Source organism: Methanobrevibacter ruminantium M1, from assembly GCF_000024185.1.
Classification (GTDB): domain Archaea; phylum Methanobacteriota; class Methanobacteria; order Methanobacteriales; family Methanobacteriaceae; genus Methanobrevibacter; species Methanobrevibacter ruminantium.
The window spans coordinates 1,642,205-1,660,337 of the sequence record NC_013790.1; the positions used below are offsets into that span (position 1 = coordinate 1,642,205).

Annotated in this window: 11 protein-coding genes; all 11 read right to left on the reverse strand. The window is 32.3% G+C overall.

What is annotated here, in order from left to right:
- Positions 1-276: 276 nt before the first annotated feature.
- The gene (locus tag MRU_RS06185; protein ID WP_012956035.1) at positions 277-876 is read right to left on the reverse strand and encodes a hypothetical protein; all 600 of its coding nucleotides are present in this window, start codon (positions 874-876) and stop codon (positions 277-279) included.
- A 436-nt stretch (positions 877-1,312) separates the two neighbouring features.
- Positions 1,313-2,989: a CTP synthase gene (locus tag MRU_RS06190; protein WP_012956036.1), complete on the reverse strand. Its 1,677-nt coding sequence runs from the start codon at positions 2,987-2,989 to the stop codon at positions 1,313-1,315.
- 275 nt (positions 2,990-3,264) lie between these two features.
- Entirely contained in the window at positions 3,265-3,645 is a 381-nt protein-coding gene (locus MRU_RS06195; RefSeq protein ID WP_012956037.1) for a hypothetical protein, read from the reverse strand.
- Between the two features lie 184 nt (positions 3,646-3,829).
- A complete protein-coding gene (locus MRU_RS06200; protein WP_012956038.1) occupies positions 3,830-4,282 on the reverse strand; it encodes a hypothetical protein in 453 nt (150 codons plus the stop codon).
- A 53-nt stretch (positions 4,283-4,335) separates the two neighbouring features.
- On the reverse strand, positions 4,336-5,079 hold the full coding sequence (locus MRU_RS06205) for a hypothetical protein (protein ID WP_012956039.1): 744 nt from the start codon (positions 5,077-5,079) through the stop codon (positions 4,336-4,338).
- A 104-nt stretch (positions 5,080-5,183) separates the two neighbouring features.
- Positions 5,184-9,872, reverse strand: coding sequence for a hypothetical protein (locus MRU_RS06210; RefSeq protein ID WP_012956040.1), 4,689 nt, complete (start codon positions 9,870-9,872; stop codon positions 5,184-5,186).
- Positions 9,873-10,241: 369 nt separating this feature from the next.
- Entirely contained in the window at positions 10,242-10,541 is a 300-nt protein-coding gene (locus MRU_RS06215; protein WP_012956041.1) for a nucleotide pyrophosphohydrolase, read from the reverse strand.
- Positions 10,542-10,650: 109 nt separating this feature from the next.
- Positions 10,651-11,424: a hypothetical protein gene (locus tag MRU_RS06220; protein ID WP_012956042.1), complete on the reverse strand. Its 774-nt coding sequence runs from the start codon at positions 11,422-11,424 to the stop codon at positions 10,651-10,653.
- Between the two features lie 123 nt (positions 11,425-11,547).
- Entirely contained in the window at positions 11,548-12,444 is an 897-nt protein-coding gene (locus MRU_RS06225) for a shikimate dehydrogenase (protein WP_012956043.1), read from the reverse strand.
- A 13-nt stretch (positions 12,445-12,457) separates the two neighbouring features.
- A complete protein-coding gene (locus MRU_RS06230) occupies positions 12,458-12,970 on the reverse strand; it encodes a DUF2115 domain-containing protein (RefSeq protein ID WP_265101230.1) in 513 nt (170 codons plus the stop codon).
- 349 nt (positions 12,971-13,319) lie between these two features.
- Positions 13,320-17,882, reverse strand: coding sequence for an Ig-like domain repeat protein (locus tag MRU_RS06235; protein ID WP_048812448.1), 4,563 nt, complete (start codon positions 17,880-17,882; stop codon positions 13,320-13,322).
- Positions 17,883-18,133: the final 251 nt, after the last annotated feature.

Here is an 18,133-nt window from a genome sequence, read left to right on the forward strand (position 1 = left end):
CTTTTAATTAGTTGGATTTAGAAATATGAAATAATATTTAAAAAGTTTTATTTTTTTAAAATAAAAATTTAAAACTAGAATCAGATTAAATAAGGTAAAATAAAATTAAGATAAAAAATTACAAAAGTCAATGAAATTATGAAAAAAGTAATACAAAAATTGTCAAAAATTTCTAAAAATAGCATGAAACATTTAAAATTAAGAAAATAGTCCAAAAAGATTGTAAAAAAAAATAAAAAATAAGAAAAAATAATTAAAAGAGATTCTAAAAAAGAACTATTTTAAAAAGATATAGCATTCGGATAGAATGACAGTCCCATTGTTTAAAACCATACCATGGCTTTTCAAGACAGACTTATTCTTTGGACTAGGCCTTAAGCTAATGAAATCAACGTCTTTGGAACTTGATTCAACAATTATGCGTTTTCCCTTGAACTTGATAAAGTTGTTTCCCTTATTGGAAAAATGTTGACTTTCATCAAGGTCGTTTTCCTCCAAATAATCCTTGAAGACCTGATCGGCTTTAGAGATCATCTTAATCCTTTCTTCCATAACAAGGTCGTTCAAGATTGTATTGACCAATTCAAATTCCAATTCTAAATTAATTGCTATCTCATCTAAAAAACAGACCTTATACTTTTTGAAGTAGCTTATTACCTCTCTTTTAGCGTCCTGATAATTAATTTTCCTCATGTCAGCAATTTTATAATTCTTCAATTGTTCACGAATCGCTTCCCTTAAGAAGTCTGAAATGCTTAAATAAGCACCACAGTCCACCAAATGAACTAATTCATCATGAACATTCATCGGAACCTTTGTAGCAATGGTTTTACCAATGCCTTTAGCGTTTGCAAGATTATTATCTAAATCATTCATATTACCCCTCTAAATAATTTTTAATTAAATATAATTATAGATTGAACTTAATATCATATAAAACAATTCCTAATGCGAAAAAAAGAAAAAAAGAAAAAGCACAATTGTGCAAAAGTGAAAAAACACAATATCACAAAAGATAAAAAATGAAAAAACACACTTGCACAAAAACACAAAAACACACTTGCACAAAAACACAAAAACACAAAAATGCAAAAATGCAAAAATAAGAAAAATATTCCAAAAAATTAAGTAAATAACTTTAAATAATTAAAATAAGGCCAGAATAAATTAAAAAATTATAAAAATGATTAAAAAAAAGTTAAAAAAACCAAACAATTAAAATTCATTTAATAAGTAAAAATAGGAATAAAAATAATAATTAAAATAAGATAAAAAAAAAGTTAAAAAAAGTTAAATTAGCAGCTAATAAAAACTATTTATTATCAAAAGCTGCTTGTACAAAAGAAGCAAACAATGGATGTGCATTATTTGGTCTGGATTTAAATTCTGGATGGAACTGACATCCAATAAACCATGGATGATCAGGCAACTCAACAATCTCTACCAAGAAATTATCTGGAGTTGTTCCTGCAATGACAAGACCATTCTCAGTAAGAACATCCCTATATTCATTATTATATTCAAACCTATGCCTATGTCTTTCCTGAATGTTCTCTTCTCCATAAGCTTCCATAGTTCTGGTGCCATCAATCAATTTACAGTCATAAGCACCTAAACGCATGGTTCCGCCCATCTTCTTGATTTTCTTTTGCTCTTCCATCATATCAATAACAGGATATGGTGTTTCTGTGTTGAATTCACTGCTGTTAGCACCTTCCATTCCAATTCTTCTTGCAAACTGAATAACCATACATTGCATACCTAAACAGATACCGAAGATAGGAACATCATTTTCAATTGCATAATCAACAGCCTGGAACTTTCCTTCAACTCCACGGTCTCCAAATCCTCCAGGGATAAGGATTCCGTCAAGCTTTGAAAGCTCCTCCTTGAATGCCTTCAATTCATCAACATCTTCCACATCAACATCAGAACTTAAATATTCAATATTCATCTTAGCGCCGATTTTGGCAGCTGCATGATGGAGTGATTCTCTTATACTAATATAAGCGTCTTCCAATTCAACATATTTTCCAACGATTCCGATGGTAACAACCGGATCTTGTATTTTAAGGGAGTTTACGATTTCTTCCCATTCGTTAAGAGTATTTTTATCATTTTCAAAATCGATTCCAAGATTTATTCTATCTGAAATGTATTGTCCGGCATTTTCCCTATCCAATACCAAAGGAACCTCATAGATTGATTGAGCATCAGGAGTGTTTACGACAGCTTTGACATCAACGTCACAGAAGTGAGCGATCTTTCTTTTCAAGTCATCGTCAATAGGTTCTTGGCTTCTTAAGACAATCATGTTAGGGTTGATACCCATGCTTCTAAGCTCTTTTGAAGAGTGTTGGGTAGGCTTTGTCTTGAATTCGCCAGCTGCATTCAAGTAAGGAACGAAAGTCACATGTACAAACATTACATTTTCAGAGCCTTCCTCATTTCTAAGCTGTCTTAAAGCCTCAAGGAATGGCTGGCTTTCAATGTCCCCTACAGTTCCGCCAAGCTCTACCAAAACAACATCATAATCGTCCTTGGCAGATATCTCACGAACCATTTCCTTAATCTCATTGGTGATATGAGGGATAATCTGAACACAAGCGCCTAAGAAATCGCCGTTTCTCTCTTTAGTAATAACTGATTGATAGACTTTCCCTGTGGTAATGTTTGATATTCCAGGAAGCTCTACATCCAGGAACCTTTCATAATGACCTAAGTCCAGGTCAGTCTCCATTCCATCATAAGTGACGAACACTTCCCCATGCTGATATGGGTTTAAAGTACCTGAATCCCAATTCAAATATGGGTCAATCTTAATAGCTGCAACCTTTAAGCCATACGAACGTAAAATACGGCCAATAGATGCAGAAGTAATTCCTTTTCCAATAGAACTAACTACTCCACCAGTTATTATAATATATTTTGTCAGATAAATCCACTCCTTAAAATTTTGAAAAAATCTTGAATCTTTGTAAAAATCCATGTGAATTTTTATAAAAATCCAATAGTAAATACTCAATAAAATATTAGTTTAATTTATTATATATAATTTGCTTATCGATTTTTAATATATGGAAAATTAGTTTTTAAATAGTGGAATATTCGTAAAAATCATAATAAAATTTGAAAAAATTAGTATGAAATTAAAAAAAAGTAAATTGAATAAAAATAGAAAAAATCAGAGTTAAAAATTAAAAAAAAGAATAAAATGATTTAAATAAGAAAAAATAAGGTCAAAATAAAAGAATTCAAATAAAATTAGAATTTAAAGAAATCAGTTACCCAACTTACTTGATGCTTAGCTCTTATAACCTTAATATCATAAGTCTCATCAAAACTTGCATATTCCTTTTCAATGATGTCTCTTTTTTGCTTGAAGTCCATAGGAGAATCTACAATTTTTTTAAGAACATTCAATTCATCATCTATTGAAGACATTTCCTTAGATAAACTTTCTTTTTTATCATTTAGCTCAGCAAGCCTCTCTTCAAGATAATCATTAGCTTGAAGTTCAAACTCTTCCCTAAGATTGAAAATCAGATCTATGGCTTCACCTACACTCAAATTATTCTCTTGCATTATTTGATATTTCTTATATTGCTCCTCATTCAATTCTGCAGTAATAGTTTTTGTATCCATAAAAACACCTCATCAATAATAAGTTTTTCTAACTTCATTAAATAAACTTTAAATATTTAATATAAGTTTATTTTTAATGATATATAAAAATATTCAATCAATCAAAGATTATAAAACACATAAAAATGCTCCAAACAATCCAACATTATAAAAGCCATTCACTATCAAAAAACGCTTCAAATAATCAATCATTTCCAAAGTCATTATTTATTAAAAATGCTTCAATTATTTTAATGTTTGACTCATCTTCCATTAAAATGCTTGAGCAGATATTTAATAATCCATCACCTGTATCTAAAACTTCTATATTATTTAATTCTAATCTATATGAGTCAATCAAAACATATAAAAATTTCATCATTTTGAAGAATTCATCTTTTGAAATGGACATTTCCAAATAGATTTCATTGTCTTCGATGAGGTAATTTCTATATAAATCAGAGAATGAACTTGAACTGGACTCCAAATCAGAATTTAATCTTGATTCTATATCAGAATCCAAATCTGAAATCATATTAGAAACCAAATCCAAACTGGAATTTAATTTAGATTCTGGCTTAAGTATTTTTTCAAGACTTGAATTTTCCTTTTCTAAATTAAGATTATTTTTATTTAATGAAGAATTATCTTTATTCAATCCAGAATAGTCCTTCTCTAATGTAGAATTATCCTTAGAATCTGATAGATCATTTAATTTATCTTCAGAATTCTTTTATTGGAATCATCATCTTCATTAGGATCAATGACCACCAGATCAGAATCCAGCTTATCAAAATTATAGAATCTGTCCTTTAGAACATCCGAATCAGGTTTTGAAAAACTATTGTTTATTGGAATAGATACATTTATTATTTTTGCATAAAGGCCATTGTCATATTCAAAAGTCACATTGGAAATGAAGTTTCGGATGTTTTTCAATGTGGTGAAATCACCAATGGCTCCGAAATTGATAAAGCCCTTTCCATCTTTAAGCTTGGTTATCTTATTCTTATTCTTTAAGACAGTCAATTCATCATTGTTTAGCTGACTGCAGTCTATTCTAAGCAGAATGACATTGTTATATTCTTCGCTGTCTTCAGCAAATACAATAGTTGATTTAGAGGAATCCTCCAGATTCAATACTGCAACTAAGGTAGGTCTTATCTGAGCACCCATATCCATATAAGAGGATGTGCAAACCACATTTTCACGGGCAAGGCCAAATAAGTAAGTGACTTCATCCCTTTCCTTAAAAAAGCTTGTATAATATATGGACTCCTTATTTGGCTTTCTATGTCTGATTGTAACATATGATTCTGAATTGAAATAGTCCAGATTGATATGGTCACAGTCTACTGTGAATGTCTTTTTATTGTTATGGAACCTTTCTAAAAACCTATCAAATTCCTTTTGATTTGCCTTTATCTTTTTGTTTTCAATTATTTTCAATAACATATGAACACCCCTTGAAAAGAAAAAAGTTAAAAAATATTTAATTGCTTAAATTTATTATTGAAGAAATTGCTACGAAATTTAACTCATTTAATTATTTAAAGCAATTAAAACTTATTTAATTCTTTTTTAACCTCCTTAAGACTTAAATTAGAAGAGTCATTCAAATCTTCATCTGATAAATCAGCAAATAAATCTTCTAAATTAGTGCTTTTAATTTCTTCTAAGAGATCTTCGGTAAATTCCTCTTCTGAGACATCAAACTTATCTAAAATCAAATCAACGAACATGGTTCTTTTTTTATGAGCCTCTTTTTCAGTTATTGAGTAACAGACAATAATATCATTTACTGAACTTGTCCATAAGCCCTCTTGTGTATTGAAGTCTATTCCTTCAAATTCGGAATATCTTCCATTCATACCACGTTTAGGCCTTTTGACTTTTCTTCTTAATAGCTTCTTACGTTCAATGTAAGCTTCCTTTGGAGTGTTAAATGACCTGATTAAATCTCCTCCAAGGAATGCAAGCCACTTATCGCTTTCCTCATCATATTCGATTTCAGTGGAATTTGCATACTTTTCATCAAATGCATCTGCTGGAACCTTTTTAGGCTTTTTAGCTTTCTTTACTTTAGGTTTAGATACCTTTGAAGCAGTGGAATCTGATTCTGATTCAGTCTGTTCTGCAGTTTCTTTAAGAGATCCTATTTCTTCCAAATTAGAATCTGAATCATTTGATTCGGTTGACAAATCTTCTTGATTTGAAGAACCTATATTGTCCAATTCATCTTCAAAACTAGTTTCAGATTCATCATCAAACAAATCGCTAGAGCTAGAATCATTATAGCCATCGAATAAGTCGTTAGCGCTTAAATCTGCAGATTCATCAAACAAGTTAGTTGAAGACAGATCAGATGAAACCTTTTCTAAGAAGTCAACATCATCAGAATCCTCATCCAATAAGCCTTCAGAATCCAAATCATCTTCATCATTGAAAATGTCTTCAATGGAATTGGAATTTGAGTTATCTTCACCCAATACATCACCATAATCAAAACTGGAATCAGTTGAGTCTTCTAAGGAGTCTGAATAATCCAAACTATCAAAATCATCATTTAAACTAGATTCAGAAACATAGTTATCTTCTTCAGGATTTAAAACATCTTCAACAGAACCTAAATCATCTTCTTCAGGATTTAAAACATCTTCAACAGAACCTAAATCATCTTCTTCAGGATTTAAAACATCTTCAGCAGAATCCAAATCATCTTCTTCAGAATTTAAAACATCTTCAGCATAATCCAAATCATTTTCAGCAGAATTTAAACCCTCTTTAATAAGATTTAATCCGTTTTCTAAAGTTTCCAGACCATTAGAATTTAAATCATCTTTAAATGTGTCAGAATTATCTTCAATAGACAAATCATCACCAATATCATCTGAAGTAGAGTTAAGTCTTTCTTCTTCCTTAATTCTATTTGCCTCTAAAAGACTATCTAAAGAAGTTGTTTTAAAGTCTTTAACCATTTCTGGCTTCTTATCAATGATCTTGGATTTTATTACCTTGTTTTCCTCAGCATTATCTATCTCATGGGCTTCCTCTAGACTGACTCTAACTCCGCCACGGATAATTGCCTTTTCTGATTTGGAATTAGATTTCTTATTTTTAGAGGATATTGATTCCTGCTTTGGATAGCTTTTTCTTTTGGAAATAGGATTTGCATCCAAATAGTCTTTTGACTTTAAAGATTTATCTTTAGCCTTTTGAGCATCTGAATCTTCTGCATCATTAGAGCTTAGTGAAAATTTATCATAAAGAGATAAGTTTTCCTTAAATTTAGAGCTTCCTTTATTGGAATCAGATTCATTGGAAACTATAGAATCATTAATCTTAGACTTGGAGATTAATGAATCTTCATTATGAGAACTTTTAATCAATTCATTTGAATGGGCTTTCCTTTTGTCTCTGATTTTTCCTATCTTGGATTGGACTAGTGAATTTAGATTTATATCATTGGAAATGGCCAATTTATCCAATAAGTCAAATTCCCAACCTAAATCAGACAAAAGATTTATCAATGTTACTAAATCAATTGTGCTTAACTTATACTGCACATTGATGAAGATGCTGAAATACTCTTCATCCACCTTGGAATAGTTCAATTTGACCATATTGTCCAAAATGTCTAAAAATATGATGTCCTTTAACTCATCCTTATTTACCATGCCCTGAAGGGATACGCATAAATAGGAATCGTTATAGGAGAGAACCATTTCCCTTCTGAAGTTATTGGAGTCGTATGAGTTCAATTTTATTTCCTTTAGTTCCTTACGATTAGAGCTTTTGAAAAGGTTTTCAGATATGTTTAGGAATCCATTGTTCTCATCCAAATTAAGCTGCTCTAAATTGAGGTCTTCCATATATTCGTAATTATCCTCTGATTCCAAATATGGAATTGATAAATCATCTGAAAGCCTATCGTCCTGATTTTGATTGGCAATTCCATAAAAGGAACTTTTCTTATACTCATTTATATTCTTTGAATTGTCCTCTTGGATTATTGCACCCATATTGAATTGCTTGTCTCCATCTGCTAAAAACTCCTGATCGATAACTCCCCTTCCATTGTCGGTTTCAAAAGCGCTGTCATTAGCAATGCTTTCACTGTTGTTTTTAAAATCTTCATCAGCACTTTCTACAGGTTTATTTATGCTTTCTACAGAATCACTTAAACTTTCTACAGAATCACTTAAACTTTCTTCAGAATCGCTTAAACTTTCTTCAGAATCGCTTAAAATATAATTGCCTGTATTTGTTCTAAATACATCATAAAAGCTTATTAATTTATCAGAGCCATCTTTTTGATTAGATGCTTCTGCTGAAGAATCTTCATTAGAAACAGAACCATCACTAAGATAATCCTTAGTGGAATTGTCCTTTATTAGATAATCCTTGCTTGGATTGACTATATTAGACAAGTTACCGTCATTTTCATCATTGCTTTTAATGTCTGAATTGATAAAGTGCATATCTCTTACATCAAAGCCTTCCTTAACAAGAGCTTCCTTCAATCCATAGAATGCATCTTCCTCGGAGTCAAAATGTCCGATCAGCTCCTCACCATTCTTTGCCAACCATAAATGGCTGTTGATGTCATAATCTATTCCATCAATGAATGAATAATTACCATTGGACTTTCTTGGAGGATAAGGCATTTCCTTAAGATATGCCCTACGGAACTTTCTTGCCTCATCTTCAGAGGCTTTCCTTCCTATCTCGTTTCCCCTAAAGTAAATGACCCATTCGTCATTGTCCTTATCGTAATCTACGGCGTTTTCTTCGCTGTTAAGCCTTACCTTAAAGTCAAAGCTGTCATCAAATAATTCCTCTTGGTGGAATATAAGGTCGCTTACATCAAATCCTTTGGATTTTAGGAATTCCTTCTTATAATTGAAGGCGTCCTCTTCACTGTCAAAGAATCCTAATGTCTCTCCCTTGATTGTCAATACCCAAATAAGGTTCTTATCGTCATAGTATATTCCCTTATGGATTGAATACTCCCCATCCTTGTTTCTCTTTGGTGGTGCAAAGCTGGAAATATGGCTTAATCGCTTTTTGATGGCTTCTTCCTTAGTGTCGCAAGTGGTTACATACTTGTTCTTATAGAATATCTTCCATCTTGAATCGTTCTTGTCCTGGACTATGCCTAAGTCCTCTAAGTCTATATCGAGCCTATAGACATTTGAAAGGTTATGTATTGCCTCCCTTTCGCTATCATAATAGTCCAGTATCTTTCCTTCCTTCTTAATGTACCATAGCTTATGGTTCAAGTCAAATGAGATTTCCTTATAATCTGAATAGGAGCCGTTTTTGCTCTCAGGTAATGGCAAGGTGTCTATATATTCCTTTCTTGCGATTATGGCTGAATTTTCAGATATGAAGTATCCCAAATCCTTATCGTCAAAGCTTGCTTTCCATAGCTTTTCTTCCATATCGAAATCTATTCCCTTGGAATCGGAATAGCTTCCATCTTCCAACCTTTCAGGAAGCAGGCATCCGTTAAAGTATTGAAACATCCTAAAGTCCTCGTTTAGAACGAATCTATATCCCTTTCTCACTGCAACTTCCCTTGTCTTGAAATGGCCTATGGTTACTTTCTTGTCATCAAAAATGAAAAATGCAGTGTATGCATTTAATTCCGGATTGAATTCAACATTGTTTTGGTTGAAGTAGCTGTGTACGTTATAGTCAACATCATGCTGATATATGTGATCGTTGGCTGATTTGATTGCTGTGGTGGCCTTATTATTATCTATGGTTTTTACATTGTTGTTTATGTTTTCCTTAAGTTGATTTAAAAAGCTTTCATCATGGCGATAGGTGACTCCAGGATATTTGAGTTTGTAATATGCCTCATCACCCTTATATGTCCCATAAAACCATGACAATATATTAAAAACGTCTTTATGAGTTTTCTTTGCTATGTTCATCTCATCCCTTAATTCATGATGAGTTGCAATGTTTCTATATTGACGTATGGAATCCAATTTATTGTATTTATCTTCAGGTATGATTCCTTTAGAGTATAAGGTATTGAGTTTTTTATTTTGGTCCAATTCGTTTAAATCAATACCCACGAATTTTGTAATATAGTGTGTAACACGTTCTGCTATCTTTCCTGCCCAGATAACTGCATCTACGCCGTCGCCTTCAACTATATTCTTTTCCATCCTCATGCAAAAATTAGAGATATCCTGAAAATCTGAGTCTAAAAACATAAAACTATGGTTTTTCATTACATATGCACCCCGTTTTAATTATAAATAATATATTAAAATCAAGTTTTAATATATTTTTAAAAATAATTTTTTTAAATTATTTTCAATATAGTTTATAGACATGGTTTTATTTAAACTTATTTAAATTAAGATGTTAGTTAAAAATAGTAATATATGGTAAACTTGAATATGAATCTATTTAGTGAATGATGAAATATAGTTTTGAGTCTTTAAACCATTATTTAAGTTTAAATTACTTAATGAATGAAAAAATATAGTTTTGAGTCTTTAAACCATTATTTAAGTTTAAATTACTTAATTAATGAAAAAATATAGTTTTGAGTCTTTTAAACCATTATTAAGTTTAGATTTAGGATATTCATAAATCTACTTAAGATCATCTGAACTGACCTTAGGAGGATATTTTATGGCATTCTTTTTCATCTTATTGAAGACTATTTCCTTAACGTCAACATCCAATGCATCCGCCATTAGAAAGCAGTAGTTAAAGACATCTGCCAATTCATCTACCACTTCATCCTTATCATATTCCTTTTGCCATTGAAAGTGCTCCAAGAGTTCAGCAGCTTCTATAGATATTGATTTGGCTAAATTCTCTGGAGTATGATACCTTTTCCAGTCTCTTTCCATTTGAAACTTGATTAGTTCCTTTCTTATTTCTTCCATAGTAAACCACCTGAGGACCAATTAAGTAAGTTCTATCTACAAATAACAATTAAAATTGCATTAAAAGAATAAAGACATTCAATTAAAATTGCATTAAAAGAATAAATACCTATTTTTGATGTGTCTCTAAAAAGCTAGAGGCTGCCAATACATTTTCCTTAAACTGAGGATTTATTTCGCTTAAAAATCCCATAAAGGAGTCTCCAATGTCATCATTATCATAATCAATTACATATTCCTTTTCTATGCCTAAAAAGTCATAAATCCACTCTTGAGGCACATTGATAAATGGAAATATGATTTTCTTGTCTTTGATATCTGAAGCATTAAAGCCATAAAGAGAAGACAAATCGAATTTCCTATCCCATTCTATTCCCTTTCCATCAAATATGTCATTTAAGATATGATTTACTTCCTGATTTAGGTTTAATGGAGAGACAATGGCATTAAAGTCTTTTAAATTGATATTTTCATTTTCATCATATTCAATAAAGATTATGCCATATTTTCTTGAATAAGACTCTAAAACAATAAATAAAAGCTCGTTATATTCATTGTCCATTTTTGGAATGATGACTCTATCCTTAGGGTCCAGGGAGTTTGACAAGGTCTTTGAAGCCCTTAAACATATCTTTTGAAAAAGGGAAGATCGGACAACTTCAATATCTGGATATTCATTATTGAAAATAGATGTTCTCTTTCTGGAAAACCTTGAAAATCGAAGATTCTCTATATATATCCTTTTTTCATTGTCTTTTTCAAAGAAGCTTACAAAACGAGTGTCCACTCCGATTTGCTTTAGAAACTTTAATACATCCTTTTTGGAGTCTGAGAGACTTGTTTCTTCTTCCTTTAAAACAAAATTTGATAGAAAGTCATCCATAATATCACATAAAAATAAAACTTAATAAAGATTATAAATTAATAAAATTAATAAAAATTTTAAACTAATAAACTAATAAAATAAATAAAAATTAATAAATAGATTAAATATTAATTCAATCACTTAAAAACCATTTAAATGCCTAAAAACTTTCAATAGAGCATTTTCCATTTCTTTTACAGGGGCTTCTTCTCCTAGCCATATTTCAAAGCTGCGAATGCCCTGATACAATAGCATCTTATAGCCATAAACCACTTCAGCATTGGCCTTTTTAGCCTCCTTAATCAAAGAGGTCTCCATAGGAGTGTAGACAATGTCATTTACAATCAAGTCATCATGCATCATATCTGCACTTGCTATTGGCTTGTCATTAATGTTCGGATACATTCCAATAGGAGTTGTGTCTATTAAAATCTCTGATTCCTGTATCTCTCTTTTTAGGCTGTCCATATCATAAGCATTGATATTTAAATTGAAATTATCGTTTAATTGCTTTAAATTACTTTTTATATCATTTGCAAGGGATTCTGCCTTATTGAAATTACGATTCAATATGGATAATTCCCCAATGTCTGAACTTGCCATCTGAAAGGCAATTGCCCTTGAGGCTCCTCCAGCACCTACTATTGTTATTTTTTTATCTTTGACTGATGCTTTCTCTTCAATGGCCCTTAAGCAGCCATAGGCATCTGTATTGTATCCTTTGGTTGATATGCCCTCATTTTCATCATAATCAAATTTGATTGTATTTACAGCACCTATCATATTTGCAATAGGATCCACTTCATCCAGACATGTTATAACTTCTCTCTTATGGGGAATTGTTACATTCAATCCCCTTATTCCAAGGGTTTTTGCCCCTTCTATGGCACTATTTAAATTATCTGATTTGACATGAAATGGAAGATAAATGTAATTTAAATTTAAAGCTTCAAGTCCGGCATTCTGCATAGCCGGTGAGAATGTATGTTCTATAGGGTCTCCTATAACTCCTAATATCTTTGTTTTTCCATCTACCATATAAACACTTCCTCTAAAACTCCAACTGTTCTGCTATGCACATCTTGCAGACAGCATTTGGAGATTCAAGATTTGCTTCCTTAACCGGACAATAAAAGACTCCATTTTTCTGAGTGACCTTAAGTGAGCCTGGAAACGGAGTTCCAACAGGATGAATAGGCTCTTCAAGAATATAAGTTGTGTATAAGGAGACTATTGCATATATTAAAGGAAACTTGGTCTTTGATGTTTTTGATTCACCTTCCTGATATGACTTTAAGGTAGCAACTGATTCAATGAAGTCATCCTTGTCTATGCTGCCATCATACTGATTATTATCATCACGTATGTTCTTTATACGGCCTAAGAAGTATTTTACATAGACAGCATTTGTCTCTTCCCTATATTTGTCCTGGACATATTTGGTATCTTCCCTAAGCTCAGCTGTAACGCTCATAAGGTCATATACAGAAATGGTTCCTGAATGTTCCTTTAAGACCTCTAAAAAGAGCTTGCTTAGATGCTGTCTCTTCTCCGCTAATGACATTCTTAAAGTCGTCATACATAGATTCATTGTCCATAATATCACAATACCTAATAAATTAAACTACTAAAAATTAACTAAATTAGTTAGTTAAATTAACTATTAAATTCTAATTTTTCTTATCATATAATATTATAACTTAATAAATATTAAATTTAATTATTTTTAACTTAATTATTTTTAATTTAATTATTTTATAAAACCAGAACAAGCAATTTGAAAAAATACTTAAAATAGCTTTTATAAAAAAATAAGATAAAAAAAAGAGTTAAAAAGAATCAAAAGAATTATCTGGATTTTAGAGAAAATTAAAAATAAAAAAGAAGATTAAAGGGTTTGAAAACCCTAAGAACTATTTTATAGTAAGTTTTGAGCTTTTAGTAATCTTCTTATATGTGCTGTCTCCTCCAAACTGAACTGTAAAGCTATAGGTTCCTTTCTTGCTTAGGCTGACCTTTACAGTAGCTATACCATCCTCATTAGTATTTGCAGAATATACCTTTCCATTAATAGTGAAAGTGACCTTTTTGCCTGGAAGGGCACTTTCCCTTGAGGATTTAAGTGTAGCAGTCAAGACCTTTGTCTTAGCGCTTGACTTATAGGTCTTAGGACTTGTAGTTAGAACAGGAGTCTGTTCAGTTACACTAATCAGCGCAACATTGAATGATCCGCTATAGCAGTCATCTCCAAGGAATGCTATTGCAAATGTGTAATGGTTGGCATACTTAAGGTTTATCTGAAGCTGTGCCTCACCTGTTTCGTTGGTTGTTCTATTGTATTTGACTCCATTGAAACCTATGAATACCTGTCTTCCGGCTATTGGCTTTCCATTATTATCCAGCAATTTGAATTTAAAGTATTCTCCAACTCTTCCCTCTAATTTTGAATCGAATGCAACTGTATTCATATCTGTGTAGTTAAATGATGTCTTTGCCCTTTTAACTGTCACCATTGCACTTGTGCTGGATTCTGTATAGTTTTCATTTCCTCCAAATGCAATGCTTGCATTGTAGTTGTCTGGAATTAGATTCTTAAGAGACACTTTGATTTGGCCATTGGAATCTGTAGTGTAATTTCTTTTTCCAGCCAAATCAACAAATACATTTGCTCCTGCAATAGGATTGTTCTGAGAGTTAGTTAAGCTTACAATAAGATAATCATCATCATTATAAGTGCTAATAATGTCTGTTGCATTTAATTTGCTTGAATCCTTGATAATAACTATCTTGCTTGAAGAGCTTGAACCGTTGTACTTGTAATTGCCTGCAAATGTGACATTCAAAACATGTGTATCTACAGCCAATCCTGTAGTTGAAAGCTTGATTTGTCCATTTGAATCTGTTATATAACTCTTTTTGCCATTTAAGTCAACAGTTATATTTGCATCTCCAATTGGGTTTCCGTTTATATCTTTTAAGCTGATTGTAAAATTCTTATCCATATTATAGCTTGAAGTCACATTTGGAACTGTCAATACAGTTTCAATCATTAATCCTTCAATGGAGATTGAACAATTATTATTGGACTGATTGGAATCGGCTTCATTGGCCTTGACAGTCACATCATTGCTTATTATTCCAGCTCTGTTGATTTTGGCAACTATTGTTAGGCTTGCACTTTCACCATTATTCAAATTGCCAACCAACCATTTATTTCCATCATAGCTTCCCTTTGTTGAGGAATTGGAAATAAGATCAAGGATGGAGCTTAATGTCTCATCCACATAAACTCCGCTAGCATTGGAAGGACCATCATTGACCACAGAGACTGTAAACTTAATCATGTTATCTACAAAAGCCTTAGATACATTTGCAGTTTTGTTTATTTTCAAATCAACCAAAGGATAAACGTTTATCTTTACAGTGGCATTGGAAGGAGAATAATCCTCATTTCCAGCATAACTAACAAATATAGTTGCATTTCCTTTTAAAATTCCAGTTATTCTTCCATCATTATCAATGACCGCCACAGTTTCATTATCACTTTGGTAATTCAATAAACCTGCTTCCTCTGGAGATAGTGTTGCATTTATTAGAGAGCTCTCTGTTTCGGCAATGGAAATAGAATCTGCCACATCGATGCTGGTTTTGATAAGAACATCAATTGAAACATCTATAGAGGAGCTGTTATGATAATCGTCGACAATCAAGGTCAGATTAGCAATATAATGGCCTGCATCCAATCCTGTGATGATTATCTTATCATCATTTACTGTGAAATTATAGTCTGTTCCATTTTCTAAAAGAGATCCGTCCTTTTTAATGCTTTCTATAGTTACAGTGCCGTTTTGAGCCATATAATTCAATTCTATATCGCTTCCATTTACAGCAACTGCCCCCTCAGCTTCAAGGGCTGAAGCTGCCTTATAGACATTGAAGGATGTCCTGTTTTGAATATAGACAAGCTCAACATTCTCCTGATCGATTGCCCTCAATTGAACATAAGCCCCATAGCCATCCTTTATGTCAAAAAGATGTGGAATTACTATTAGCTTTTCTCCTTTTACTACATCCTCATCGGTGATTGTGATATTATATCCCAATACCCTTCCCCTTTCAACATCCTGGTCTGTGAATGTGACATCATAGCTTGAATTTGCAATATAGACTGTGTAGTTACCTGTATAATTGGCGGTTATATTTACAACAGGATACTGGTCATAAGAGATATCCGCCACATCAATGCCAAGAATGTTTTCACAAAGATATGGGACATTGAATATGTCAGGCTTAAGCTTTTTGGCAGTGTAATAGCTGTTATCTGGAACGGAGACCTGATATGCATAAGTTCCGCTTGGCAAGGTCCTCATCTCATCAAATATAACCTCTCCCATGCTATTGGTCATCTTAGTGACATTTAAGCTATGTCCATTACCCCTGCAGTCAAGGATGATGTTTATTCCAGCTTCCAGATTTCTTTTTATAGGATAGTCGCCGGTGACAAATTCCCCATCCCAATAGGTGACATTGTGAAAATCGACAGTTTTCTCGGCATAGATGGCATTCATATAATTCTCATAGCCCCTTAATGTGACTATAAGATTGGCATTATCATTATAAGCAGATAATGAAAAAATATCTGCCTTATTATACTTGAAGGTTGAATTTGCAATAAGATTTACATCTCCCTCAACATAGATGGCTCCTCCTCTAGAGGCATAGTTATACTCAAAAGTGGAATTTGCAACTATGATACATTTTAATTGATCATATAAATATATCGCTCCCCCCTTTGTATTAGATCCATCCTCTTTAGGATGATTATTTATAAAATCACAATCTGTGATTATAAATCCTGAATCCGCCTCTACATTTGAGCAATAAATTGCAGATCCATATCGAGCCTGATTTTCCTCAAAATAAGAGTTTGAAATCTTACCCTTATTGACATACCAATATATGGCCCCTCCTGAAGAATTGGCAGAGTTGTTTATGAAGCGGCAGTTGTCAATATTGCTGTTGTTGCCCCTATAAATATAGAAGGCCCCTCCCTTTTCTGCCTGATTGCTGTCGAAGATGCAATGGGAGATGTTACAGTCATGGATTGAATAAATGGCGCCTTCGCTTTTGCCGATATTGCCTGAAAAATTACAGTTTTCTATAATGCTTCTACTTGAAACCATCATAATGGCACTGCCTGTAGTTGCATTATTTCCTATTAAAGTGGAGCCTTTAATAATAACTCCCACTGTGTTGGAATCAGTACAGATGGCTCCTCCATTCGCTTCGGCATAGTTATTTTCAAAATAACTATCTATGACATTACTATAGGAATGAAGGAATACAGCGCCAGCATGATGAGCTGAGTTATTTATGAATCGGCAGTCCGAAACATTATAGTTTGCAGTGCCTCTGATGGCACCTCCGGTATTAGCATAGTTATTATAGAATTGGCATAGGGAAACGTCAAATGGTTTTAAACTGCCATAGATGGCGCCCCCAGAATTTTTGGCATAGTTATCTATGAACTTGCAATTATAGACGCTTTGGTAGTAGCCGTCAAAATTGATGGCCCCGCCTCCCCCTGTGGCATTGTTATTTATGAAAGTGGAATTTTCCAAGCGGAAGAAAGTCATATCCCCATTCTTCTGAGTGTCTGTCATTATTGCACCGGCGGTAACGGCGCTATTGTTTTCAAAGCTGCAATTTGAAACAAGGCAATTGAATCCGCATGTGGTAATTCCCGCCCCAATTTGGGCATTGTTCTCTACAAATTTGCAGCCACCCACATAAAGGTCATTGGAATTGTTTGATTGGAAAATGGCTCCCCCCAGCCAAGCATGATTCCCCTTAAAGGAGCAATTTACAATTGCGCAGTTTGTTCCATCCAAATATATGGCCCCTCCATTGCCATTATTGTCAATATTTCCCCCATAGTCAAAGTGAATATTGATTAATGTGACATCGTCTGAATCTATATATAATATTCTGGACTTTAAGTATGCATCTAAATAATGGCTTTTGTTATTGGCTTCATAGCTACCTATGATTGTAAGGGGCTTATTGATGCTGATGGCGGTCCCATTCCCATGGAATTTGTATGACTTGAGATAAAGGATGTCCCCATCATTTGCCCTATCTATAGCATCTTGAATATCTTGAAATGTGCTTCCTGTAACATTTATGACATTTGAGTCCTTTAGGGCATTTGAATAAGAGCTCTTTGTATTGTATTTGAAATCATAATTCTCAAATCCCATTAGGTCTTGATTGGAATCTGCAGATATGTCTTTAGAATCATTAGATAATTCTTGATTAAAATTGGATTCTGGTGAATCCTTATTGATTTTATTTAATTGTTCTGATTCATCAAATTGGGAAATTTCATCAATTGAGTCTTGAATGGATAAATCTCCATTATCTTGAATAGATGAATCATTTGTATTTATAGCTGAAACGCTTGATAAAGATATCAATACGCTTAAAATAATTAGAATAGATAAAAATAATTTCTTTTTATTCGTTTTACTCACCTTTTTAATCTATTATATTAAAATGTTATTTAATTAATTATTATTAATTATATTTTAATTATTATATAATGATTTTCACTTTATTTAAATATTCAAGATAAACTATTAAAAACCATAAAATTTCTAGATTTTTAAAAAAAAAAGAATGAAAAAATAGGATTATTTAACTTAAAAAGAAATTAAAAAAAAGAATG

Bases quoted from the DNA above. Each gene is read 5' to 3' on its own strand.
- MRU_RS06220 (WP_012956042.1), bottom strand. From the start codon at position 11,424: ATGGATGACTTTCTATCAAATTTTGTTTTAAAGGAAGAAGAAACAAGT.
- MRU_RS06195 (WP_012956037.1), bottom strand. From the start codon at position 3,645: ATGGATACAAAAACTATTACTGCAGAATTGAATGAGGAGCAATATAAG.
- MRU_RS06190 (WP_012956036.1), bottom strand. From the start codon at position 2,989: ATGGATTTTTACAAAGATTCAAGATTTTTTCAAAATTTTAAGGAGTGG.
- MRU_RS06210 (WP_012956040.1), bottom strand. From the start codon at position 9,872: ATGAAAAACCATAGTTTTATGTTTTTAGACTCAGATTTTCAGGATATC.
- MRU_RS06230 (WP_265101230.1), bottom strand. From the start codon at position 12,970: ATGTCATTAGCGGAGAAGAGACAGCATCTAAGCAAGCTCTTTTTAGAG.
- MRU_RS06225 (WP_012956043.1), bottom strand. From the start codon at position 12,444: ATGGTAGATGGAAAAACAAAGATATTAGGAGTTATAGGAGACCCTATA.
- MRU_RS06205 (WP_012956039.1), bottom strand. From the start codon at position 5,079: ATGTTATTGAAAATAATTGAAAACAAAAAGATAAAGGCAAATCAAAAG.
- MRU_RS06215 (WP_012956041.1), bottom strand. From the start codon at position 10,541: ATGGAAGAAATAAGAAAGGAACTAATCAAGTTTCAAATGGAAAGAGAC.
- MRU_RS06185 (WP_012956035.1), bottom strand. From the start codon at position 876: ATGAATGATTTAGATAATAATCTTGCAAACGCTAAAGGCATTGGTAAA.